Genomic DNA, 22,648 nt, shown 5'->3' on the forward strand with positions numbered 1-22,648 from the left:
GCACGACGAGCGCGGGGATCGGGTCCCCCGCGACTGCGCGCCGACGGGATCGCCGGGTCGACCGCTCGGGTCCCCGGGCCGCAAACGCCGATCGGCCCCGGCGCGGTGCGCCGGGGCCGATCGAGGTGGTGCGGGGGCGTGCGTCAGGCGATGCGGCCGCTCGAGGTCTCCTCGTCGCCGATCTTGTGCACGACGATCGAGTTGGTCGAGCCGACGACGCCGACGGGGGCACCCGCGACGACGACGACGTAGTCGCCGATCTCCGCGAGACCGTTGGCGCGCAGGGTCGAGTCGACCTGGTTGACCATCGCGTCCGTGTCGTCGACGGACGGCACGCGGTAGGTCTGCAGACCCCAGCTGAGCGAGAGCACGTTGCGCACGTCCTCCGCCGGCGTGAAGGCCAGCAGCGGGATGTTCGAGCGCAGGCGGGACATGCGGCGGGCCGAGTCACCCGACTGCGTGAACGTCACCAGGTACTTGACGTCGAGCACCTCGCCGATCTCGGCGGCGGCCCGCGTGATCACGCCACCGCGGGTGTGCGGGGTGGAGCCGAGGGGAGCCATGCGCTCCCGGCCCATGTCCTCGGTCGCCTCGATGATCCGGGCCATCGTCCGCACGGTCTCGATCGGGTAGTCACCGACGCTCGTCTCGCCCGAGAGCATGACCGCGTCCGCGCCGTCGAGCACCGCGTTGGCGCAGTCCGACGTCTCGGCGCGGGTGGGCCGCGGGTTCGTCGTCATGGACTCGAGCACCTGCGTGGCCACGATGACCGGCTTGGCTGCCCGGCGGGCCAGCTCGACCGCGCGCTTCTGCACCAGCGGGACCTGCTCGAGCGGCAGCTCGACGCCCAGGTCACCGCGGGCGACCATGATGCCGTCGAACGCGGCGATGATCTCCGCGAGGTTCTCGACGGCCTGCGGCTTCTCGATCTTGGCGATGACCGGGAGGACCCGGTTCTCCTCCTCCATGATCCGGCGCACGTCGTCGTAGTCGGCGGCGGACCGCACGAACGACAGGGCGATGATGTCCGCGCCGACGTTGAGGGCCCAGCGCAGGTCCTCCTCGTCCTTGTCGCTCATCGCGGGGACCGACACGGCCACGCCCGGGAGGTTGAGGCCCTTGTTGTTGGACACCGGGCCGGCGACCTCGACGCGGGTCACCACGCGGGGGCCCTCGACGGCGGTCACGCGGACCAGGACCTTGCCGTCGTCGATGAGGATCGGGTCACCGACGCGGGCGTCGTTGGGCAGGCCCTTGTGGGTGGTGGAGACGAGCTCCTTGGTGCCCTGGACGTCCTCGGTGGTGATGGTGAACGTGTCGCCCACCGCGAGGTCGTGCTTCTCCTCGATGAACCGGCCGAGGCGGATCTTCGGACCCTGGAGGTCGACGAGGACCGCGACGGAGCGACCGGACGCCTGCGCGGCGGCGCGGACGTTGTCGTACACCGCCTTGTGGACCTCGGTCGAGCCGTGGCTGCGGTTCAGTCGCGCCACGTCCATCCCGGCGTCGACGAGGGCCTGGATCTGCTCCGCGGACTCTGTGGCGGGGCCGATGGTGCAGACGATCTTTGCTCTACGCATGAAGCGAGCCTATGCCTTCCGTTGTTTCTGGGTCGGACCGAAAGTCCCGTCCGACCACCCTGGCCGGCCGGTAGAGGACCGCGGTCAGGTGGGGATCAGGGGCGCAACGCCACGGTGCTGGCGGTGACCGGGGAGGGCAGCTCCGTGCTGCCGGACAGGTAGGTGTCGACGGCGGCGGCGGCCGCGCGGCCCTCCGCGATCGCCCACACGATGAGCGACTGACCGCGGCCGGCGTCCCCCGCGACGAAGACGCCCGGGACGGTCGTCGAGTAGTCGTCGGTGCGCGCGACCAGCCCGCGGGAGGTGAGCTCGATGCCGATCTGCGCGGTGAGCGGGTCGATCTCGGGCCCGGTGAAGCCCATCGCGACGAGCACCAGGTCCGCGGGGATCTCGCGCTCCGTGCCCGGCGTCGGCACGCGGCGGCCGTCGGACAGGTACTGCGTCGTGGCCAGCTGGAGGGCGCGGACGTTCCCGGACTCGTCGCCCACGAACTCGACGGTCGAGGCGAGGTAGTCCCGCTCGCCGCCCTCGGCGTGCGACGACGACACCTCGAACAGGATCGGGTCCGTCGGCCACGGCTGGTGCGCGGGGCGGTCCTCCGGCGGTCGCTTGCCGATCGCGAGAGTGGTCACCGAGGCGGCGCCCTGGCGCAGCGCGGTGCCGAGGCAGTCCGAGCCGGTGTCGCCGCCGCCGATGATGATGACGTGCTTGCCCTCGGCGGTGATCTGGTCCGGCACCGGCTTGCCCGCCGCGACCGCGTTGGCCTGGTGCAGGAACTCCATGGCGACGTGCACGCCGCCCAGCTCCTTGCCCGGCACGGTGAGCTCGCGCGGGACCGTGGCCCCCGTGGCGATGACGATCGCGTCGTACCGCGCCTGGAGCTGCGGCCACGTGACGTCGCGGCCCACCTCGACACCCGGGCGGAACCGCGTGCCCTCGGCCTCCATCTGCGCCAGCCGGCGGTCGATGTGGATCTTCTCGAGCTTGAAGTCGGGCACGCCGTAGCGCATCAGACCCCCGATGGCGTCGTCGCGCTCGTACACGGCGACCGTGTGCCCGGCCCGCGTCAGCTGCTGCGCGGCGGCCATGCCGGCCGGGCCGGAGCCGACGACCGCGACCGTGTGCCCGGTGAGGCGCTGCGGCACCTGCGGCGTCACGTACCCGCGCGCGAAGGCCTCGTCGATGATCGAGACCTCGATGTTCTTGATGGTCACCGGCGGCTGGTTGATGCCCAGCACGCAGCTGGACTCGCACGGTGCGGGGCAGATGCGTCCCGTGAACTCCGGGAAGTTGTTGGTCGCGTGCAGGCGGTCGATCGCGTCCGACCACTGGCCGCGCCACACCAGGTCGTTCCACTCCGGGATGAGGTTCCCGAGCGGGCAGCCGTTGTGGCAGAACGGGATGCCGCAGTCCATGCACCGGCCCGCCTGCTCCTTGAGGTACGGCTGACCGTCCTGGAGGTGCTCGTGCACGTCCTTCCAGTCACGCAGACGCACCTCGACGGGGCGGTTGGGCGGGAGCTCACGGTCCCGCACCTTCAGGAAGCCACGGGGGTCAGCCACGTGCCACCTCCAGGATCTGGTCCCACACGCCGGGAGCAGCCGGGTCGAGACCGTCGGCCTCGGCCTGGGCGAGCGCGCGGCGGACGCGGGCGTACTCGGTGGGCAGCAGGCGCGTGAACCGCGCCCGCGTGGACGGGAGGTCCTCGAGGAGCAGCGCGGCGACGGGCGAGCCCGTCTCGTCGAGGTGCGCTCGCAGCAGGCGCTCGACCAGCGCGGCGTCCTCGTCGTCGAGCGGGTCGAGGGCCAGCTCGTTCGTCCGCAGGGCGTCGGTGTTGACGAGCTCGGGCACCAGGTCGAGCACGTAGGCCGTGCCGCCCGACATCCCGGCGCCGAAGTTCCGGCCGGTCCGGCCGAGGACGAGGACGGTGCCGCCGGTCATGTACTCGCAGCCGTGGTCGCCCACGCCCTCGACCACCAGCGTGGCGCCGGAGTTGCGGACGCCGAAGCGCTCGCCCACCAGCCCGCGCAGGAAGATCTGCCCGGTGGTCGCGCCGTAGCCGATGACGTTGCCGGCCACCACGTTGTGCTCGCTCGACAGGGCCGCGTTGCGGTCGGGGCGCACGATGATGCGCCCGCCGGACAGGCCCTTGCCGACGTAGTCGTTGGCGTCGCCGAACAGCCGCAGCGTGATGCCGCGGGGCAGGAACGCGCCGAACGACTGACCCGCCGAGCCCGTGAGCGTGACGTCGATCGTGTCGTCGGGCAGGCCGGCACCGCTGAAGCGCTTGGTCACCTCGTGACCGAGCATCGTGCCGACGGTCCGATTCACGTTGCGCACCGGCAGGTCGATGCGGACCGGCTCGCTGCGCTCCAGGGCGTCCTGCGCGAGCGCGATCAGCCGGTTGTCCAGGGCGCGGTCGAGGCCGTGGTCCTGGTCCTTGGTGCGGTGCAGCTCCGAGCCCGCGACAGGCGTCGGCACGGCGAGCACCGGGGCCAGGTCGAGGCCCGAGGCCTTCCAGTGGTCGATCGCCGCGCGGGTGTCCAGCAGCTCGACGTGGCCGACCGCCTCCAGCAGCGTGCGGAAGCCCAGCTGGGCGAGCAGGGCCCGGACCTCCTGCGCGATGAACTCCATGAACGTCACCACGAACTCGGGCTTGCCGGTGAACCGTGCGCGCAGCTCGGGGTTCTGCGTGGCGACGCCCACCGGGCAGGTGTCGAGGTGGCAGACGCGCATCATGATGCAGCCCGACACGACCAGCGGGGCCGTGGCGAAGCCGAACTCCTCGGCACCGAGCAGCGCGCCGATGACCACGTCGCGACCGGTCTTCAGCTGACCGTCCACCTGGACGACCACGCGGTCGCGCAGGTTGTTCAGCACGAGCGTCTGCTGGGTCTCCGCCAGGCCGATCTCCCACGGCGTGCCCGCGTGCTTGAGCGACGTGAGCGGGCTGGCCCCGGTGCCACCGTCGTGACCCGAGATGAGCACCACGTCGGAGTGCGCCTTGGCGACGCCCGCCGCGATGGTCCCGACGCCGAACTCGCTGACGAGCTTGGTGTGGATCCGGGCGCGCGGGTTCGCGTTCTTGGCGTCGTGGATCAGCTGCGCCAGGTCCTCGATCGAGTAGATGTCGTGGTGCGGCGGCGGCGAGATGAGCCCGACGCCGGGCGTCGAGTGCCGGGTCCGCCCGATCCACGGGTACACCTTGTTGCCGGGCAGCTGACCGCCCTCGCCCGGCTTGGCGCCCTGGGCGAGCTTGATCTGGATGTCGTCGGCGTTGGTCAGGTACTCGCTGGTCACGCCGAACCGGCCTGAGGCGATCTGCTTGATGGCCGAGCGGCGCGCCGGGTTGTGCAGGCGCTCCGGGTCCTCGCCGCCCTCACCCGTGTTCGACTTGCCGCCGATGCTGTTCATGGCGATCGCGAGCGTCTCGTGCGCCTCCATGGAGATCGACCCGTACGACATGGCACCGGTGTTGAACCGCTTGACGATCTCGCTGACCGGCTCCACCTCGTCGAGCGGCACGGGCGGGCGCTCGCCGTCCTTGAACGCCAGCAGGCCGCGCAGCGTCATCAGCCGGGACGACTGCTCGTCCACCCGGTTGGTGTACTGCTGGAACACGTCGAACTGCCGCGTCCGGGTCGAGTGCTGGAGCCGGAACACGGTCTCGGGGTCGAACAGGTGGTCCTCGCCGTCGCGACGCCACTGGTACTCGCCGCCGACCGCGAGGCGCAGGTGCGCCTGCCGGTTGCCGCTCGCCGGGTAGGCGTCGGCGTGCCGCGCGGCCACCTCGGCGGCGATGACGTCGAGCCCGATGCCGCTGAGGCGGCTGGTGGTGCCGGTGAAGTACTTGTCCACCAGCGGCTGCGAGAGCCCGATGGCCTCGAACACCTGCGCGCCGCGGTAGGACGCGATGGTCGAGATACCCATCTTGGACATGACCTTGAGCACGCCCTTGCCGAGCGCCTTGATCAGGTTGGCGACCGCCTTCTCCGGCGCGACGCCGGGCAGGTAGCCGTGCCGCGCCAGGTCCTCGACCGTCTCCATCGCCAGGTACGGGTTGACCGCCGCTGCGCCGTAGCCGATGAGTAGCGCCACGTGGTGCACCTCGCGCACGTCACCCGCCTCGACGACGAGCGAGATCTGCGTGCGGGTGTGCCGACGCAGCGTGTGGTGGTGCACCGCGGACAGCAGGAGCAGCGAGGGGATCGGCGCCAGGTCGGCGTCGGAGTTCCGGTCGGAGAGGACCAGGAAGCTCACCCCGTCGGCCACCGCGGCGTCGACCTCGGCGAAGATCTCCTCGAGCCGCTCCTCGAGGGCCTCTCCCCCGCCGCTGACCTTGTACAGGCCGCGGATCAGGGTCGACCGGAAGCCGAGCGACGGCTCCTTGGCCACGTGCACGATCTTGGCCAGCTGGTCGTTGTCGATCACCGGGAACGGCAGGATCAGCTTGCGGGCGTGTCCGGGGCCGTCCTCGAGCAGGTTGGGCTCGGGGCCGATGGCGCCGCCGATCGCGGTGACCAGCTCCTCACGGATGGCGTCCAGCGGCGGGTTGGTCACCTGCGCGAACATCTGCGTGAAGTAGTCGAAGAGCATGCGCGGCCGGGTCGACAGCACCGCGACGGGCGTGTCGGAGCCCATGGCGCCCAGCGGCTCGGCGCCCGCGGCGGCCATGGGGCTGAGCAGGATCTTCAGCTCCTCCTCGGTGTACCCGAAGGCGCGCTGGCGCCGACGGACCGAGGCAGCGGAGTGCGCCACGTGCTCGCGCTCGGGCAGCTGCTGGAGGAACACCGAGTTGTCGCGGACCCACTCGGCGTAGGGACGCTGCGCCGCCAGGGAGGACTTGATCTCCTGGTCGTCGATGATCCGGCCCTTGCCGGTGTCCACCAGGAACATGCGGCCCGGCTCGAGCCGGCCCTTGGCGACGATGGTCGCGGGGTCGATGTCGAGCACGCCTGCCTCGGACGCGCAGACGACCAGCCCGTCCTCCGTCACCCAGTACCGGCCGGGGCGCAGCCCGTTGCGGTCCTGCACGGAGCCGATCAGGGTGCCGTCGGTGAACGTGATCGCCGCTGGGCCGTCCCACGGCTCCATCAGCGTCGAGTGGTACTCGTAGAACGCGCGCCGTGCGGGGTCCATCTGGGCGTGGTTCTCCCACGCCTCCGGGATCATCATCATCACCGCGTGCGGCAGCGTGCGTCCGGACAGGTGCAGCAGCTCGAGCACCTCGTCGAAGCTGCCCGAGTCCGAGCCGCCGGGCGTACAGACCGGCAGCAGCGGCGCCAGGTCGCCCAGCTCCTCGCTGGCGAGCGTGCCCTCGCGGGCCGCCATCCAGTTGCGGTTGCCGCGGACCGTGTTGATCTCGCCGTTGTGGGCGATCATCCGGAACGGCTGCGCCAGCGGCCACGACGGGAAGGTGTTGGTGGAGAAGCGCGAGTGCACCAGCGCGATCTCCGAGGCGTACCGCGGGTCGGACAGGTCCGCGAAGAACGGCTCCAGCTGACCGGTGGTGAGCATGCCCTTGTAGGCGATGGTGCGGGCGGACAGCGACGCGAAGTACAGACCGTGCTCCCGCTCCGCGCGCTTGCGCAACCGGTACGCGCGGCGGTCCAGGGCGATCCCCGACAGCTCGCGCGACGGGTCCGCGACGACCAGCTGACGGAACACCGGCATGGAGGCGCGCGCCGTGGGACCCACCAGGTCGGCCGTCACGACGACCTCCCGCCACGCGAGCACGTCGAGCTTCTCCTCGGCCGCGATCGACTCGAGGGCCGCGACGGCCAGGCGCTGCTCGGTCTCGTCGACGGGGAGGAACGCCATGCCGATCGCGTAGAAGCCGGCGGGCGGCAGCTCGGCGTCGACCACGTCGCGCAGGAACGCGTCCGGGATCTGGGTGAGGATGCCCGCACCGTCGCCGCTGTCCTCCTCGGCGCCCACGGCGCCGCGGTGGTCGAGGTTGAGCAGCGCGGTCAGCCCCGCGTCGACGATGTCCCGGCCGGGCGTGCCGCGCAGTGTGGCGACGAAGGCGAATCCGCATGCGTCGTGCTCGGCGGCAGGGTCGTAAAGACCCTGCGGCAGCGGCGCGCGCTGTGCGCCAGGGCTCGCGGGCGACGTCGACATCAGCACCGTCCTCACGGTCCCCGACGAGGTCGGGGAATTGCACGAACAAGGGGAACGCGGGACGTCGTCGGCCCAGGTCTGGTGACCATACAGCGCGGTCCGCGGACCACCTGCATCGTCGTGCGGAGCGGCGACCAGAGCCCGCGGGTCAGCGGGCGGGATCGGTCGCGATCTCCTCGTCGTCCTGCACGGTCGGGGGTGCCAGCAGGAGGGTCGTGTCACGTCCTGGGTGCCGGCGCCCGACCACCACGAACGCTACCAGCGCTCCGAGACCGACGATGATCGACGTCCAGACGTTGATCCGCAGCCCCAGGATGTGCTCGGCGGGGTCGATGCGGAGCAGCTCGATCCAGAGCCGTCCAGTGGTGTAGATGACGACGTAGAGCCAGAACACGCGGCCGTAGCCGAGCTGGAACTTGCGGTCGAGCCAGATCAGCAGCGCCGCGCCCGCCAGGTTCCACACCATCTCGTACAGGAACGTCGGGTGGTACAGGGTGCCCGCCGGGTCGCCGACCGGCATGTTCGCCGGGTCGATGCGCAGGCCCCACGGCAGGGTGGTGGGACCGCCGTAGAGCTCCTGGTTGAACCAGTTGCCCAGCCGGCCGATCGCCTGCGCCACGAGCAGCCCAGGCGCGAGCGCGTCCGCCCACGGCGCGAGCCGGACACCCTGGCGGCGGCAGCCGATCCAGGCGCCGACGCCGCCGAAGGCCACGGCGCCCCAGATCCCGAGGCCGCCCTCCCAGATGTACAGGGCGCGGATCGGCTCCCCGCCGACGCCGAAGTACGCGTCCGGCGAGGTGATGACGTGGTAGATCCGCCCGCCGACGATGCCGAACGGCACGGCCCAGAACGCGATCTCCAGGGTGGTGTCGGGGTCTCCCCCGCGCTCGATCCAGCGGCGGCGGGTCATCCAGAGCGCGACGACGATCCCAAGCAGGATGGCGAACGCGTAGGCGCGCAGCGGGAAGGGTCCGAGGTGCCACGTCCCCTGCGACGGGCTCGGGATCGCCAGCGGCAGCAGCGCGGTCATCGCGCGGACCTCACGCCGTCGGCGAGGGCCGACGTGGCCCGGGCAAGCTCGTCGAGACCCGCGGCCTCGTCCGGGGCGTCGAGCAGCGCGCGCACGAGGGCGGTGCCGACGATGACGCCGTCGGCGTACCGGGCCACGTCGGCCGCCTGGTCGGGCCGGGACACCCCGAGGCCGACGCAGACGTGCGCGGCGCCGGCGGCGCGGGTGTCGGCGACCAGCTGCTCGGCACGGTTGCCGAGCGTGGTGCGCTCCCCGGTGACGCCCATGGTCGAGGCGGCGTAGACGAACCCCCGCGACGCGGCCGCGGTCGAGGCCAGGCGCTCGGGTGTCGAGCTGGGGGCCACGAGGAACACCCGGTCGAGCCCGTGCGCGTCCGAGGCGGCGATCCAGTCGGCCGCCTCGTCGGGAATGAGGTCCGGCGTGATCAGCCCGGCGCCGCCGGCCGCGGCGAGGTCCCGCGCGAACGCGTCCACCCCGTACCGCAGGACGAGGTTCCAGTACGTCATGACCAGCACGGGGGCGCCGCGACCGGCCACCCGCTCGACGGCGCGGATGGTGTCGCCGACGCGCGTGCCCCCGGCCAGCGCGGCGTCGACCGCGCGCTGGATGACCGGGCCGTCCATCACCGGGTCGCTGTAGGGCACGCCGAGCTCGACGACGTCCACGCCCGCGTCGATCATCGTCCGGACCGCCGCGACGGAGCCGTCGACCGACGGGTAGCCGACCGGCAGGTACCCGATCAGCGCCGCGCGCCCGAGGGCGTCGAGGTGCTCCGCCACCTGGGACCGGACCGCGACCACACCACTCACAGCTGTTCTCCCTGGTCGGCCAGCACCACGGGCTCGTCCTCGATGAGGTCGAACCACGCCGCGGCGGTGGCCACGTCCTTGTCCCCGCGTCCGGACAGGTTGATCAGCAGCACGGGGTCGTGGCCGTCGTCGCCGGACCAGCCGCTGAGCTCCTGGCCCAGCTGGATGGCGCCGGCCAGGGCGTGCGCCGACTCGATGGCCGGGATGATGCCCTCGGTCCGGCACAGGATGCGGAACGCCTCCATGGCCTCGTCGTCCGTGACCGGCCGGTAGTCCGCGCGCCCGATGTCGTGCAGCCAGGCGTGCTCGGGCCCGACGCTCGGGTAGTCCAGGCCGGCCGAGACGGAGTGGCTGGGCAGCGTCTGCCCGTCCTCGTCCTGGAGCAGGTACGACTTGGCGCCGTGCAGCACCCCGGGCTGACCGCCCGAGAACCGCGCCGCGTGCCGGCCCGACGAGATCCCCGCGCCGCCCGCCTCGAAGCCGAAGAGCCGCACGTCGGGGTCGTCGAGGAACGCGTTGAAGATGCCCATCGCGTTCGACCCACCGCCGACGCACGCGGCGACGGCGTCGGGCAGCCGGCCGATCTCCTCGAGGAGCTGGGCCCTCGCCTCCTCGCCGATGATCTTGTGGAAGTCGCGCACCATCTCCGGGAACGGGTGCGGTCCCGTGACGGTGCCCAGCAGGTAGTGCGTCGTCTCGACGTTGGCCACCCAGTCGCGCAGCGCCTCGTTGATGGCGTCCTTGAGCGTCCGGGTACCGATGGTCACGGGGATGACCTCGGCGCCGAGCAGCTTCATGCGCGCCACGTTCAGCGCCTGCCGGCGGGTGTCCTCCTCGCCCATGTACACGACGCACTCGAGGTCGAGCAGCGCCGCCGCCGTCGCCGTGGCGACGCCGTGCTGGCCGGCCCCGGTCTCCGCGATCACGCGCGTCTTGCCCATGCGCTTGACCAGCAGGGCCTGCCCGAGCACGTTGTTGATCTTGTGCGAGCCGGTGTGGTTGAGGTCCTCGCGCTTGAGGAACACCCGCACGCCCGGCGCCACGTGCTGGGCGAACCGCGGCACCTCGGTGAGCGGGCTCGGCCGGCCGGTGTAGGTGCGGTGCAGGCGGGCCAGCTCGCGCCCGAACGCGGGATCGGTCAGCGCCTTGTGATACTCCGTGTCCAGCTCGTCCAACGCCGCGATGAGCGCCTCGGGCACGAACCGGCCGCCGAACTGGCCGAAGTACGGGCCCGCGTGGGTGGACAGCGGACCGGTCGCCGTGGCCTCGAGGAGCTTGTCCGAGAGCGGGCCGACGGTCGGCCGACCGGTCACTGCCGCACCGCCCGCAAGGACGGGTGGGCACCCGCTGCCACGAGGTCGGCGACGGACTCGCGCGGGGCGTCGTCGGTGACCAGCGCCTCGCCGACCAGCACCGCGTCGGCGCCGGCGCGGGCGTAGTCCATGACGTCGTGCGGCCCGCGGACCCCGGACTCCGCGATCTTCACGATGTGCGACGGGATGGCGGGCGCGACGCGGGCGAACGTGGTGCGGTCCACCTCGAGCGAGCGCAGGTCGCGGGCGTTCACGCCGATCACGCGGGCACCGGCGTCGGCGGCCCGGGAGACCTCCTCCGCGTCGTGCACCTCGACCAGGGCGGTCATGCCCAGGGAGTGCACGCGCTCCACCAGCGACTCCAGCACGGTCTGCTCGAGCGCGGCGACGATGAGGAGCACCAGGTCGGCGCCGTGCGCGCGGGCCTCCCACACCTGGTACGGCGTGACGATGAAGTCCTTGCGCAGGACAGGGATCTCCACGCGAGCGCGCACGGCGTCCAGGTCCGCCAGCGACCCATGGAAGCGACGCTCCTCGGTGAGCACCGAGATGACCGCGGCGCCGCCCTTCTCGTACTCGGCGGCCAGCGCGGCGGGGTCCTTGATGGTCGCCAGCGCACCCTTGCTCGGGCTCGACCTCTTGACCTCGGCGATGACGCGCACGGCGTCCTCGGCACGCAGACGCCCGACGCACTCGATCGCGGACTCACGACGGTGCGCCCGCTCCTTGACCGTCGCGAGCGGCGTGGCCTGCTCCCGGACGGCGAGGTCCTGCCTGACTCCCGCGACGATGTCGTCCAGCACGGTCATCGACAACTCACCTTCTCCCCCGGTCGACTACGGACCACACTGCTCGCTCCCGAACATGGATCTGGCCCTGCGCCACATCGTAGGGCGGTCCGGGAGTGACCCTGACCACAGGCCGCGTACTGGACATCTCCGTCCGTCAGGGCGCCAGCCACGGCGCGAGGGCCGGCACGTTGCGCAGCACGCCGAACGCGACGATCACCACGAGGAACGCCCACGCGGCCCAGGCCGGCGCCGACCGCGACGGGCGTCCCTGGGCGCGGAGCACCACCAGGCGGCCCCAGAGCGCGAGCACGACGGGGACCGCGAGCACCCAGAGCGGGTTCATCGACCAGGCGCCGGCCAGGTCGCCGTGCGCCAGGTCGTGGGTCGCGCGGAGGCCGCCGCACGCCGGGCACCACACACCTGTGAGCGTGTACAGCGGGCAGACGCCGTAGCTGCCCGTGGCGTGCGGGTCCCGCACCGCGAGCAGCACGGTCGCCGCGACCACGACGGCCCCGCCGACCAGGGGCCCGCGGACGGACGCACGACGGCCCGCCACGGCCGGCGCGGGTGCGTCGGACAAGAGCGGGCCGGTCGGCTGTGGGAGGCGACCGTCGTCGACGGTCGCCACGTCAGTTGGAGTAGGTGTAGTTGGTGTCGAACGACTCCCGGAAGTCGGCGTTCGAGAACAGCACGGCGAACAGGATGATCCCGAGGATCGAGAGCACGATCGCGATCCAGCCCAGGATGACGCCGGCCGTGGCCATGCCGCCGTTGTTCGCCTCGCCGCGGGCGACGGCCTTCTTGGCGTTGTTGCCGACGATCACCGCGGGGATGCCGGTGAACAGCCCGCACGACAGCACGAAGGACACGATGCCGAGGACCAGGGACCAGACCGCGAGGCTGTTCTTCGGGTACACGTACCCGCCGCCGTACGCCTGCGCGGGCTGCTGGTAACCAGGAGCCGAGCCGTACGGGGTGGCCGCGGGGTACTGCGGGGCACCGCCGGCCGCCGGGTAGGGCGTCGCCGGGTACTGCGGCTGAGGCGGCGGCGGGGGCGCTGCCGGGTACTGCGGGACCCCGGTCGGGTCCTGCGGCGCTCTGCTCGGATCCTGCGGATCTCCGCTGCCGTACGGGTTCTGCGGCTCGTTGGGGGTCGACATCGGTCCTCCTGGGTCGCGTGCGCCACCCGGTTCTCGAGCGGCGGTGGAACGGGCGGGTCAGTGCCCGCCGGTACGTGCCTGCCGGGCACGCGTCTTGTCGCCGCCCTGGCCGTGGCCGGACGCCTGGAGCACCTTGCCGCCGATCAGCACGGCGGCGACCAGGGCCATGCCGACCCAGAACAGCCAGACCAGCGCGAACAGCACGCCGAGACCGGCCAGGGTGAACGCGATGATCACGCCGTAGGTGGTGAACCAGGCCGCGAGCGTCTTGCCGTGGTTGGTCGGGGCGGCCATCGGCGGCAGGTGCATCGCCTCGGTCGTCGTGGCGTTCTGTGCGCGGTGCGCCAGGGTGTTGTCGGCCATCAGTGGGTGCCCTCCGTGCTCGGTTCTCCGCTCACCCTATCCGACCCTCCGGGCGCCGTCCGGCACGCGACGGACGAGTCGGTCCGCACGTCAGGAGGGGTCGTCGCCCCGGCTGAGGGCGTCCCAGTCGGACCGCTCGTCGGGTGCCGGCGGGTTCGCCGCGTCGGTGGTGCTCTCGTGCCGTCGGGACGGTCCCGACCACGCCCGGGACGCGACCACGAGCCAGGCACCGGCCACGACGTCGAGCACCCCGACCGCGACCGCGATCCAGGGCCAGACGCTCGTCGAGACCGGCCCCGCGAGCTTGCCCACCCCGGTCTCCGCGGCGACCACCGGGGTCACGGCGGCCGACGGGTCCCCGAGCACCCCGAGCGTCGTGCCGACCACGAGCACCCCGCACGCCACGACGACCGCGGCCACCACCCACCGGCCGACGCGACCGACGAGCCCCACGGCGGCGCCCGCGGCGAGGATCGCGACGGCGGCCGCGAACAGGGCCGGGGCCACCTGGGACCCGGCGACCCGCACCGTCACCGTGCCCTGGAGCGCGGTCGTGCCGGTCGTGGTGAACCACGTGGGCACCGCGACGAGGGCGGTCAGGCCGGCCAGGGCGAGCAGCAGAGCGGCCGCACGCCCCCGTCCGGAACGACGAGGTCCGGCCACCGTCGCCGGAGCCGTCACGCGCCGGCCCGACGCAGCCGGGAGGCGATCTGCACGGCGCGCACGGCCGCGGCCGCCTTGTTGCGCGACTCCTCGTACTCCAGCGCCGGCACGGAGTCCGCGACGATCCCGCCACCGGCCTGCACGCTCGCGCGACCCTCGCGGATCAGCGCGGTCCGGATGGCGATCGCCATGTCCATGTCCCCGGCGAAGTCGAAGTACCCCACGGTGCCGCCGTAGATTCCGCGCCGGGCGGGCTCGATCTCGTCGATGAGGGCGATCGCCCTCGGCTTGGGTGCGCCCGAGAGCGTGCCTGCCGGGAACGTCGCGACGAGGGTCTGGAGAGCGGTCGCTCCCTCGCGCAGCCGGCCGACCACGGTCGAGCAGATGTGCATGATGTGCGAGTAGCGCTTGACCGCCATGAACTCGACGACCTCGACGCTGGTGGGCTCGCAGACCTTGACCAGGTCGTTGCGGGACAGGTCGACCAGCATGATGTGCTCGGCCCGCTCCTTGGGGTCGGCGAGCACCTCCTCCTGGAGGCGACGGTCCTCGTCCGGCGTGGCACCCCGCGGCCGGGAGCCGGCGATCGGGAACGTCACCACCCGCCCCGACGTGACCTTCACCAGCGTCTCCGGGCTGGAGCCGACGACGGCGAAGTCCCGGCCGTCCGCGTCCTGGAGCTGGAGGTAGTACATGTACGGGCTCGGGTTGATGGTGCGCAGCACGCGGTAGACGTCCAGCGGCTCCGCCGGGCAGTCGAGGTCCAGCCGCTGCGAGAGCACCACCTGGAACACGTCGCCCTCGCGGATGGCCTCCTGGCCGGTGCGCACGGCGTCCTCGAACTCCTGGCGCGTGGACCGGAACGCCAGCTCGGGCTCGGCGACGTCGGCCAGGACGGCGACCGCCGACTCGGTCGGCTCCAGAAGGGCCGCCTCCATCGCGTCGATCCGCGCGACCGCGTCGGCGTGCGCGTCGTCCACGCGGTCGTCCGTGTCGTCGAAGTTGATGGCATTGGCGATCAGCCAGACCGAGCCGTCGTGGTGGTCGACGACGGCGAGGTCCGTGGCGAGCAGCAGCGTGAGCTCAGGGACGCCCAGCTCGTCCGGGGCGTTCGCGGGCAGGGTCGGCTCCCAGTGCCGCACGATGTCCCAGCCCAGCGCACCGACGAGCCCGCTGGTCAGCGGTGGCAGGCCGGCGATCGCGGGCGTGCGCAGCGCGTCGAGGGTGCGCTCGAGGACGTCGAGGGCGTCGCCGTCGGCGGGCACCCCGACGGGCACGTCGCCAACCCACACCGCCGAGCCGTCCCGGACGGTCAGCGTGGCGCGCGAGCGCACGCCGACGAACGAGTAGCGGTCCCAGCTCCCGTCGGCCTCGGCGGACTCGAGGATGAACGTCCCCGGGCGGCCGGCGGCGAGCGTCCGGTAGAGGCCGACGGGCGTGACGTCGTCCGCGAGCAGCCGGCGCACCACGGGGATGACCCGCCGGTCGCGCGCGAGCCCCCGGAACACGTCGAGCGACGGCCACGTGCTCCCCCAGGGGACCACGGCGACGGTCACGTCGGTGGGCACGGCGGGCGCGGTCACAGGGGTCCTCCGGTCTCGGTGGGGCGGGTTCCGACGACGGCGGGCAGCGGGCCACCCGCCTCGAAGCAGGTGTGGGCGCCCGTGTGGCAGGCAGCCCCCACCTGGTCGACCTCGACCAGCAGCGCGTCCCCGTCGCAGTCGACGCTCACCGCCTTGACGTACTGGGCGTGCCCGGACGTGTCCCCCTTGCGCCAGTACTCCTGGCGCGAGCGGCTCCAGAACACGACCCGGCCGGTGGTCAGGGTGCGGCGCAGCGCCTCGTCGTCCATCCAGCCGAGCATGAGGACCTCGCGCGAGTCGTGCTGCTGCACGATCGCCGCCACCAGGCCGTGGTCGTCGCGCGTGAGGCGGTCGGCGACGGCGGGATCGAGGAGGGTGTCCGGGGGGCTGGAAGGCACGTCCCGATCCTGCCACGCAGCGGCCACGGGCACGGATCCGTCCACCGGTCAGCGGGTCTGGGACACCCAGGCGGCGTGCATCGCGGCGTAGTGGCCGTCGCGCGCCACGAGCTCGTCGTGGTGCCCCACCTCGACCACCCGGCCGGCGTCGACCACGACGACGGTGTCCGCCGCCTCGGCCGTCGACAGCCGGTGCGCGATGGTCAGCGTGCTGCGCCCGCGCGTGAGGGAGTCGAGGGCGCGGGCGATCCGCACCTCGGTCGCCGGGTCGACCGCGGACGTCGCCTCGTCGAGCAGCAGCAGGTCCGCCTCGGCCAGGTAGGCCCGCGCCAGGGCGACGAGCTGCCGCTCACCCGCCGACAGCGACTCGCCGCGCTGGCCCACCGGGGTGTCCAGGCCGTCGGCGAGCTCGTCCACCCAGCCGTCCAGCCCGAGCGCCTCGATCGCCGCACGGATCCGCACGTCGTCGTCCGCCGCCGTCGTGGTGCCGTCAGCGTGCCGCAACCCGTAGGCCACGTTCTGCGCGAGGGTGCCGTCGAACAGGAAGCCCTCCTGCGGCACCAGCACCACGCGTCGCCGCAGGTCGGCCACCGGGATGTCCCGCAGGTCGACCCCGTCCAGGAGCACGGACCCGCGCGTCGGGTCCATGAACCGCGCGACCAGCTTGGCGATGGTCGTCTTGCCCGAGCCGGTGGCGCCGACCACCGCGACCGACGCACCGGCGGGGATCGTCACGTCGACGTCCCGGAGCACCGGCGGGCCGTCCGGGTAGGAGAACTCGACCGCGCGCAGCTCCACGTGTGCGGGACCGCGCGGGCTCGGCACGCCGTCCGCCCCCGCGTCGACCACCTCCACAGGCGTCTCGAGCACGCCGAGCACCCGGCGCCACCCGGCCACCGCGTTCTGCAGCTCGTTGAGGATCTCCGTGGCCATCTGCACCGGGCCGGTGAACAGCTGGACCAGGAACAGGAAGGCGAGCAGCCGGCCCACCGACATCTGGCCGTCGATGCCGAGGTAGGTGCCCGCGACGACGACGACGGCGAGCACCAGGTTGGCGACGAGCACACCGCTGGAGAACACCGCGGCCACCAGGTTCTGCGCCCGCACCATCGACTCGCGCGTCGCGGCGATCGCGGCGTCGATCCGGCGCTGGGTGCGCCCGGCGACCCCGTAGGAGCGGATCGTCTCGGCACCGACGACGGCCTCCGAGATGGCGCCCAGCATCCCGCCCACGCGCTCACGGACCGCGGTGTACCGCGCGTTCACCCGCTTCTGGAGCGGCTGGAGGACCAGGAACAGCGGGACGAACCCCGCCCACACGAGCAGGGTCAGCTGCCAGGAGTAGACCGACATGAGCACGGTCGCGACGGCGATCTGGAGGACGGAGACCAGCAGCATGATCCCGCCCCACTGCACGAACAGCGAGATCGTGTCGACGTCCGACGTCACGCGGGAGACCAGCGACCCCCGCCGCTCGGTGTTCTGCGTGAGCACCGACAGGTCGTGCACGTGCCGGAACGCCCGGGTGCGCAGGGCCAGGAGACCGCTCTCGCTCGACCGGAAGAGCCGCACGTTGACGTAGGCCGAGCAGACGGCGCCGAGCAGGAGGCCCAGGGCCGCCAGGCCGGCGAGCGCCACGACGCGCGGCACGTCCGGGCCGCCGTCGGCAAGGATCCCGGTGTCGACCGTCTGTTGCACGGCGATCGGCACCAGCACGCGGCCGATGGACGCGATGACGGCCAGCAGGACGGTGACCCGCCAGCCGACCAGCAGCTGCGGCGAGACCTGGATCCCTCGCCGCAGCGTCGCCAGCACACCCAGCGAGCTGGCCGGCGCCATGCGGTGGTCGGTCGGCTGCTCGCTCATGCCCGGTCCTCCACGACCTCGAGGGCCTCCTCGTCGGCGGCCTCGGCAGCGCGCCGCGCCGTCTCCTGCTCGTACGCCGTCGCCAGCTCGCGGTACCCGGGGTCCCGCTCCAACAGCTCGTCGTGGCTCCCGCGGTCGACCACCCGGCCGGCGTCGACGTGCACCACCTCGTCGGCCAGGAGCACCGAGGACATGCGGTACGCGACCAGCAGCACGGTAGGGCTCTGCGCCGCGCCGTCACCACGCAGGCCGCGCAGGATCGCCTGCTCGATGCGCGGGTCGACGGCCGAGGTCGCGTCGTCGAGTACGAGCACCGCCGGTCGCCTGACCAGCGCGCGGGCGAGCGCGAGCCGCTGCCGCTGGCCGCCCGAGAGGTTGGCGCCGCGCTCCCCGAGCGGTGCGTCCAGGCCCCCGGGCAGGGCGCGGACGACGTCGTCGACACGCGCCAGCCGCAGGGCGGCCCAGACCGCGTCGTCGTCCGGGGACCCCAGCTCACCGTCGTCGGCCAGCGTGACGTTGGAGCGCACGGTGTCCTCGAACACGAACGTGGACTGCGAGACGAGCGCGACGTGCCGCGCGAGGTCGGCGGGACGGACGTCGCGCAGGTCGAGGCCGTCGACGTGCACCGAGCCGTGCGACGGGTCGTACAGCCGGTTCACCAACGACACGAGCGTCGTCTTGCCCGCACCCGTCGGGCCCACCACCGCGATCGTGCGGCCCGCGGGGACGTCGAGGTCGATGTCGTGCAGCAGCTCCAGCTCCCCGCCGCCGGGCAGCGGCACCGACCGGCCGACGTCGCGCAGCTCGACGCGCGCTCCCCCGGTCGGCGACCACGGCGTGCTCCCCACGCTCAGGGCGCCCCGCGAGTCGATGACGCGGGCGATCCGGTCGTAGCCGACGAGGGCGCGCGGCAGCTCGCCGAGCACCCAGCCGAACGCCCGCACCGGCACCGCCAGCAGGGTGAGCAGGTACGCGGCCGCGACCACGTCCCCCGTCCCCACCCGCCCGGCACGGATCTGCACCGTGCCGACCACCAGCACCAGGAGCGTGCCCAGGCTCGGGAGCAGGTCGATCACCGGGTCGAACAGCGCCCGAACGACGCCCACGCGGACGTTGGCGTCCCGCAGCGCAGCGGCCCGCTGCGCGAACCGGGCCTCCTCGCGCGCCTCCGTGCCCAGCGACGTGACCAGGACCGCCGCCTCGAAGCTCTCGTGCGCGATGTCCGCGACCTCGGCGCGCAGCTGCTGGGCGCGGATCGCCGCCGGAGACATCCGGTTCTGGAACACCACGTTCGCGATGACCGCCAGCGGCAGCACCACCAGCGCCGCCAGCGCCAGCCAGACGTCGGTGCGCAGCAGCTCGACTGTGGCCACGACGAGCATCACCACGACGCCGATCGCGAACGGCAGCGGGTTGAAGATCGACGTCGCGGCCTCCACGTCCGCGCTGGCGTTCGACAGGAGCTGACCCGTCGGGTGCTGCCGGTGCCACGCCATCGGCAGGCGCAGGTACTGCCGCGTCACCGCGGCGCGATGGTCCTCCTGGATCAGGGCGTACCCCTTGCCGGCGAACATGCGCCGCCCGGCGACCGTCACCGCGAGCGTCACCGCGACGAGGGCGATGGCCAGGCCCGCCAGCCAGATCCGGTCGCGCGCCTGCGCCGATCCCGCCAGCGCAGGGACGACGACCTGGTCCGTGACCGCACCGAGCACCCGGCTCACCACCACCGTGAGCACGCCGAAGACGGCCGACGTGCCGACGGCCAGGGCGTAGGTGCCGGGGTGGGCGCGCATCCCGCGGCCGATCAGCTGGAACGCTCGACGAGGGACGGAGCCGGTGAGAGCCACCGACGGTGGTGACGCGTCTCGCGAGGGCACGACAGGACCTTCCGTGGAGCTGGTGGGGGTGCCGTCATCCTCTCACGGTGGTGCGAGCGCTTACCCGTCACGCGGCGCTGCCGCTCGCGTGCGATCCTGCGGGGATGACCTGGCACGAGATCGAACGCGAGCAGCTCGCGCAGGCCCTCCGCGACGTCACCCCCGACGCACCGACGCTCTGCGAGGGCTGGCAGGCACGCCATCTCGCGGCGCACGTCGTGCTGCGGGAGCGCAACGCGCTGGTGGGCGCCGGGATCGCCGTGCCCGCCCTCGCGGCCCTCGCCGAGAGCCGGATCGCCGCGCTCGCCGACCAGGCGACGACCGAGGGCACGTACCGGGACCTGGTGGCCCGCGTCGCCGACCGTCCGGCAGCGTGGCACCCGGCCGCCTGGGTCGCCGAGGCCACCGACATGATCGAGTTCTTCGTGCACACCGAGGACGTGCGCCGGGGCGCGGGTCCGGTGGCGGCACGCGAGCTGGACCCCGAGCTGGTCGAGGCGCTCTGGGGCCAGCTGAAGCGGTCCGGGACGCTGCGCCTGCGCAAGGTGCCGGTGGGCGTCGTCCTGGTCCGCACGGACGGCGTCCGCCACCACCTGCGGTCGCCGAAGGGTGGTCGCTCCGGAGAGCACGGCACCGTCGTGGTCCGCGGCGACGTCGGCGAGCTGGCGCTCTACCTGTTCGGCCGCGGGGCGGCTGCCGACGTCGAGATCGACGGGGATCGCAGCGACGTCACCGCGATCGAGAAGGTCCTGCCCTCCCGCTAGCCGGCGGCCTGCTCCGGGTGCCCGGTGGCCAGGATGTCGACCACGAACGCGACCGTCTGACCGGCCAGCTCCTCGCTGTCGGTGACGCCGAGCGCGTAGGTGGGCGGGACGACGAGCATCACCTGGCTGCCCACGGGCTGGTCGACCAGGCCCTCGGCCCACGCCTGGACGTCCTGGAGGGAGAACGAGACCGGGAGCCCGTGCGACCACGTCGAGTCGAACGCCTCCCCCGTCGTCCACGCGAAGCCGGTGTACTGCACGGTCACCACGTCGGTGGCGCCCACCTGCTCACCGGCGCCGCGCACCAGCGGCTGGGCGACGAGCGTGGTCGGCGGCTCGGTGCCGGTGGGGGTGATCGACGGGGAACCCGACGCATCCAGCGTGACCACGGGCAGGTCCGCGCGCACCGGCGCCGGTGTGCCGTCCGCGCGGGTGGGCAGCACGTCGACGACCGTCACGGTGGGGTAGTCCGTCGCGCCCGACCCGCTGCCCGGGCTCACCTGGAGCAGCCGCGCACCCACCTGCTGACCGCGCAGCGTCTTGTACAGGTCCGTGCCGAGGTCCTCCTCGGTCAGCAGCATCGCCGTCGGGTTGGTGGAGTAGCTCTCCTTGACCAGGGAGGCGTCCGTGGCGTCCTCCAGCCAGAAGTCGATGAGCACCGGCGCACCCTCCACCAGCTCGGCTCCCGTGCCCGGCCAGATCTGCTCCGTGCGCGTCTCGTCCACCTGCAACGGCGTGACGTACGTGATCGTCGGCGCCTCGCCCGGCTCCCCGGACACCGTCACCGCTGCCGGTTCCGTCGCCGGAGGGGTGCACCCGGCGAGGGTCAGCAGAGCGATCGCCACACCGGCGACCAGGGCGCGGCCCTGAAGTCGTCGCACGTCGTTCCTTCCAGCTGCTGGGTCCGTCCCGCTGTCGCGCAAGACCGCCACACTGTACGGCGCCGTCCTGGGCGCGCGTCCTACATCGACTCGATGAGCCGGTCCACCCGCTCGTCGACGCTGCGGAACGGGTCCTTGCACAGGACGGTGCGCTGGGCCTGGTCGTTGAGCTTGAGGTGCACCCAGTCGACGGTGTAGTCGCGGCGCGCGTCCTGGGCGGCGCGCACGAAGTCGCCCCGGAGCTTGGCGCGGGTGGTCTGCGGCGGCACCGCGGTCGCCTCGAAGATCTCCAGGTCGGTGGTCACCCGCTCGACCAGGCCCTTGGCGGCGAGCAGGTTGTAGAGGCCCTCGGTGCGGGAGATGTCGTGGTAGGCCAGGTCGAGGCGCTGCACCCGCACGTCCGACAGCTCCAGGTCGTGCTTGGCGCGGTACCGCTCGATGAGCCGGTACTTGATCACCCAGTCCAGCTCACGGTCCACGAGCGTCAGGTCGCCCGTGCGCATGGCGCGCAGCCCACGCTCCCACAGGTCGAGAACCTGCTTGTTCTCCGGGCTCGGACCGCCCTCGGAGGCCAGGAAGTCCGTCACGCGGGTGAGGTACTCCTCCTGGAGGTCGATCGCCGTGACCGTCCGGCCGTTCGCCATGGTCACCGGGTGCATCCCCGTGAGGTCGTGGCTGATCTCCCGGATGGCGCGGATGGGGTTCTCGAGTGCCATCTCCCGCATGGGGACACCCGCCTCGATCATCCGCAGCAGCAGGTCCGTGGTGCCGACCTTGAGCATCGTCGTGGTCTCGGACATCGACGAGTCGCCCACGATCACGTGCAGGCGTCGGTAGTGCTCGGCGTCCGCGTGCGGCTCGTCGCGCGTGTTGATGATGGGACGGGACCGGGTGGTGGCGCTGGAGACCGCCTCCCAGATGTGGTCGGCCCGCTGCGACAGGCAGTACACGGCCCCGCGCGGGGTGGTGAGCACCTTGCCGGCGCCCGTGAGGATCTGGCGCGTGATGAGGAACGGGACCAGCACGTCCGACAGCCGCGAGAAGTCGCCCTGCCGGCGCACCAGGTAGTTCTCGTGGCAGCCGTAGGAGTTGCCCGCCGAGTCGGTGTTGTTCTTGAACAGGTGGATGGTGCCCGGCAGGCCCTCGTGCTCGAGCCGCTGCTGCGCGTCCGCGACGAGCCCCTCCAGGATGCGCTCGCCCGCGCGGTCGTGCGTCACCAGCTGGCGGACGTCGTCGCACTCGGCGGTGGCGTACTCCGGGTGGGAGCCCACGTCGAGGTACAGCCGCGACCCGTTGCGCAGGAACACGTTCGAGGAGCGGCCCCACGCGACGACCTTGCGGAACAGGTAGCGCGCGACCTCGTCGGCCGACAGCCCGCGACCGTCCTGGGCGGCGCACGTCACGCCGTACTCCGTCTCCAGGCCGAAGATCCGTCTGTCCATCGCCGTGC

The 22,648-nt window shown here is 72.6% G+C and carries 18 protein-coding genes; 1 reads left to right on the top strand and 17 read right to left on the bottom strand.

Annotated elements, in window-relative coordinates; genetic code table 11:
* Positions 1-143: 143 nt before the first annotated feature.
* The 15 genes from pyk to HP550_RS21370 all read right to left on the bottom strand — a co-directional run bounded on the left by pyk (position 144) and on the right by HP550_RS21370 (position 19,469).
* Positions 144-1,580: a pyruvate kinase gene (pyk, locus tag HP550_RS21300; protein WP_175349679.1), complete on the bottom strand. Its 1,437-nt coding sequence runs from the start codon at positions 1,578-1,580 to the stop codon at positions 144-146.
* Between the two features lie 95 nt (positions 1,581-1,675).
* Positions 1,676-3,142 carry a glutamate synthase small subunit gene (locus HP550_RS21305; protein ID WP_175349680.1) on the bottom strand — a complete coding sequence of 489 codons (1,467 nt, stop codon included), beginning with the start codon at positions 3,140-3,142 and terminating at the stop codon, positions 1,676-1,678.
* Positions 3,135-7,700, bottom strand: coding sequence for a glutamate synthase large subunit (gltB, locus tag HP550_RS21310; RefSeq protein WP_175349681.1), 4,566 nt, complete (start codon positions 7,698-7,700; stop codon positions 3,135-3,137). Before gltB ends, HP550_RS21305 begins: the two co-directional genes overlap by 8 nt.
* Before the next feature lie 148 nt (positions 7,701-7,848).
* On the bottom strand, positions 7,849-8,730 hold the full coding sequence (gene lgt, locus HP550_RS21315) for a prolipoprotein diacylglyceryl transferase (RefSeq protein WP_175349682.1): 882 nt from the start codon (positions 8,728-8,730) through the stop codon (positions 7,849-7,851).
* Positions 8,727-9,539 carry a tryptophan synthase subunit alpha gene (gene trpA, locus HP550_RS21320; RefSeq protein WP_175349683.1) on the bottom strand — a complete coding sequence of 271 codons (813 nt, stop codon included), beginning with the start codon at positions 9,537-9,539 and terminating at the stop codon, positions 8,727-8,729. The genes lgt and trpA overlap by 4 nt, the downstream gene beginning before the upstream one ends.
* Entirely contained in the window at positions 9,536-10,852 is a 1,317-nt protein-coding gene (gene trpB, locus HP550_RS21325; RefSeq protein ID WP_425484470.1) for a tryptophan synthase subunit beta, read from the bottom strand. The genes trpA and trpB overlap by 4 nt, the downstream gene beginning before the upstream one ends.
* Positions 10,849-11,661, bottom strand: a complete 813-nt coding sequence (gene trpC, locus HP550_RS21330; protein ID WP_175349684.1) for an indole-3-glycerol phosphate synthase TrpC — start codon at positions 11,659-11,661, stop codon at positions 10,849-10,851. Before trpC ends, trpB begins: the two co-directional genes overlap by 4 nt.
* A 136-nt stretch (positions 11,662-11,797) precedes the next feature.
* On the bottom strand, positions 11,798-12,271 hold the full coding sequence (locus HP550_RS21335) for a DUF2752 domain-containing protein (protein ID WP_343048313.1): 474 nt from the start codon (positions 12,269-12,271) through the stop codon (positions 11,798-11,800).
* Position 12,272: 1 nt separating this feature from the next.
* The gene (locus HP550_RS21340; RefSeq protein WP_175349685.1) at positions 12,273-12,803 is read right to left on the bottom strand and encodes a DUF4190 domain-containing protein; all 531 of its coding nucleotides are present in this window, start codon (positions 12,801-12,803) and stop codon (positions 12,273-12,275) included.
* 57 nt (positions 12,804-12,860) lie between these two features.
* Positions 12,861-13,166 (bottom strand): HGxxPAAW family protein, encoded by a 306-nt coding sequence (locus tag HP550_RS21345; protein WP_175349686.1) that lies wholly within the window; start codon positions 13,164-13,166, stop codon positions 12,861-12,863.
* Between the two features lie 90 nt (positions 13,167-13,256).
* Entirely contained in the window at positions 13,257-13,847 is a 591-nt protein-coding gene (locus HP550_RS21350) for a Trp biosynthesis-associated membrane protein (RefSeq protein WP_175349687.1), read from the bottom strand.
* Positions 13,844-15,412 carry an anthranilate synthase component I gene (locus HP550_RS21355; RefSeq protein WP_175349688.1) on the bottom strand — a complete coding sequence of 523 codons (1,569 nt, stop codon included), beginning with the start codon at positions 15,410-15,412 and terminating at the stop codon, positions 13,844-13,846. Before HP550_RS21355 ends, HP550_RS21350 begins: the two co-directional genes overlap by 4 nt.
* Positions 15,409-15,810: a phosphoribosyl-AMP cyclohydrolase gene (gene hisI, locus HP550_RS21360; RefSeq protein ID WP_343048314.1), complete on the bottom strand. Its 402-nt coding sequence runs from the start codon at positions 15,808-15,810 to the stop codon at positions 15,409-15,411. The genes HP550_RS21355 and hisI overlap by 4 nt, the downstream gene beginning before the upstream one ends.
* 48 nt (positions 15,811-15,858) lie before the next feature.
* Positions 15,859-17,676 carry an ABC transporter ATP-binding protein gene (locus HP550_RS21365; RefSeq protein ID WP_175349690.1) on the bottom strand — a complete coding sequence of 606 codons (1,818 nt, stop codon included), beginning with the start codon at positions 17,674-17,676 and terminating at the stop codon, positions 15,859-15,861.
* Positions 17,673-19,469 (bottom strand): ABC transporter ATP-binding protein, encoded by a 1,797-nt coding sequence (locus tag HP550_RS21370; protein ID WP_175349795.1) that lies wholly within the window; start codon positions 19,467-19,469, stop codon positions 17,673-17,675. The genes HP550_RS21365 and HP550_RS21370 overlap by 4 nt, the downstream gene beginning before the upstream one ends.
* Positions 19,470-19,657: 188 nt before the next feature.
* Between HP550_RS21370 and HP550_RS21375 the strand changes: the two genes are divergently transcribed.
* Positions 19,658-20,317 carry a TIGR03085 family metal-binding protein gene (locus HP550_RS21375; RefSeq protein ID WP_175349691.1) on the top strand — a complete coding sequence of 220 codons (660 nt, stop codon included), beginning with the start codon at positions 19,658-19,660 and terminating at the stop codon, positions 20,315-20,317.
* Here the strand turns inward: HP550_RS21375 and HP550_RS21380 are convergent.
* Complete coding sequence (locus HP550_RS21380) at positions 20,314-21,198, bottom strand: FKBP-type peptidyl-prolyl cis-trans isomerase (protein ID WP_175349692.1); 885 nt, start codon at positions 21,196-21,198, stop codon at positions 20,314-20,316. The two genes, HP550_RS21375 and HP550_RS21380, sit on opposite strands and share 4 nt — an antisense overlap.
* Positions 21,199-21,278: 80 nt before the next feature.
* Positions 21,279-22,640, bottom strand: coding sequence for a Pup--protein ligase (gene pafA, locus HP550_RS21385; RefSeq protein WP_175349693.1), 1,362 nt, complete (start codon positions 22,638-22,640; stop codon positions 21,279-21,281).
* Positions 22,641-22,648 lie beyond the last annotated feature (8 nt).

Source organism: Cellulomonas humilata, assembly GCF_013359775.1.
GTDB lineage: Bacteria > Actinomycetota > Actinomycetes > Actinomycetales > Cellulomonadaceae > Cellulomonas > Cellulomonas humilata.

Excerpts from the sequence above, each read along its gene's own strand:
- pyk (WP_175349679.1), bottom strand. The coding sequence starts at position 1,580 with ATGCGTAGAGCAAAGATCGTCTGCACCATCGGCCCCGCCACAGAGTCC.
- HP550_RS21340 (WP_175349685.1), bottom strand. The coding sequence starts at position 12,803 with ATGTCGACCCCCAACGAGCCGCAGAACCCGTACGGCAGCGGAGATCCG.
- gltB (WP_175349681.1), bottom strand. The coding sequence starts at position 7,700 with ATGTCGACGTCGCCCGCGAGCCCTGGCGCACAGCGCGCGCCGCTGCCG.
- HP550_RS21345 (WP_175349686.1), bottom strand. The coding sequence starts at position 13,166 with ATGGCCGACAACACCCTGGCGCACCGCGCACAGAACGCCACGACGACC.
- trpC (WP_175349684.1), bottom strand. The coding sequence starts at position 11,661 with ATGACCGTGCTGGACGACATCGTCGCGGGAGTCAGGCAGGACCTCGCC.
- pafA (WP_175349693.1), bottom strand. The coding sequence starts at position 22,640 with ATGGACAGACGGATCTTCGGCCTGGAGACGGAGTACGGCGTGACGTGC.
- HP550_RS21365 (WP_175349690.1), bottom strand. The coding sequence starts at position 17,676 with ATGAGCGAGCAGCCGACCGACCACCGCATGGCGCCGGCCAGCTCGCTG.
- HP550_RS21370 (WP_175349795.1), bottom strand. The coding sequence starts at position 19,469 with ATGCGCGCCCACCCCGGCACCTACGCCCTGGCCGTCGGCACGTCGGCC.
- HP550_RS21375 (WP_175349691.1), top strand. The coding sequence starts at position 19,658 with ATGACCTGGCACGAGATCGAACGCGAGCAGCTCGCGCAGGCCCTCCGC.
- lgt (WP_175349682.1), bottom strand. The coding sequence starts at position 8,730 with ATGACCGCGCTGCTGCCGCTGGCGATCCCGAGCCCGTCGCAGGGGACG.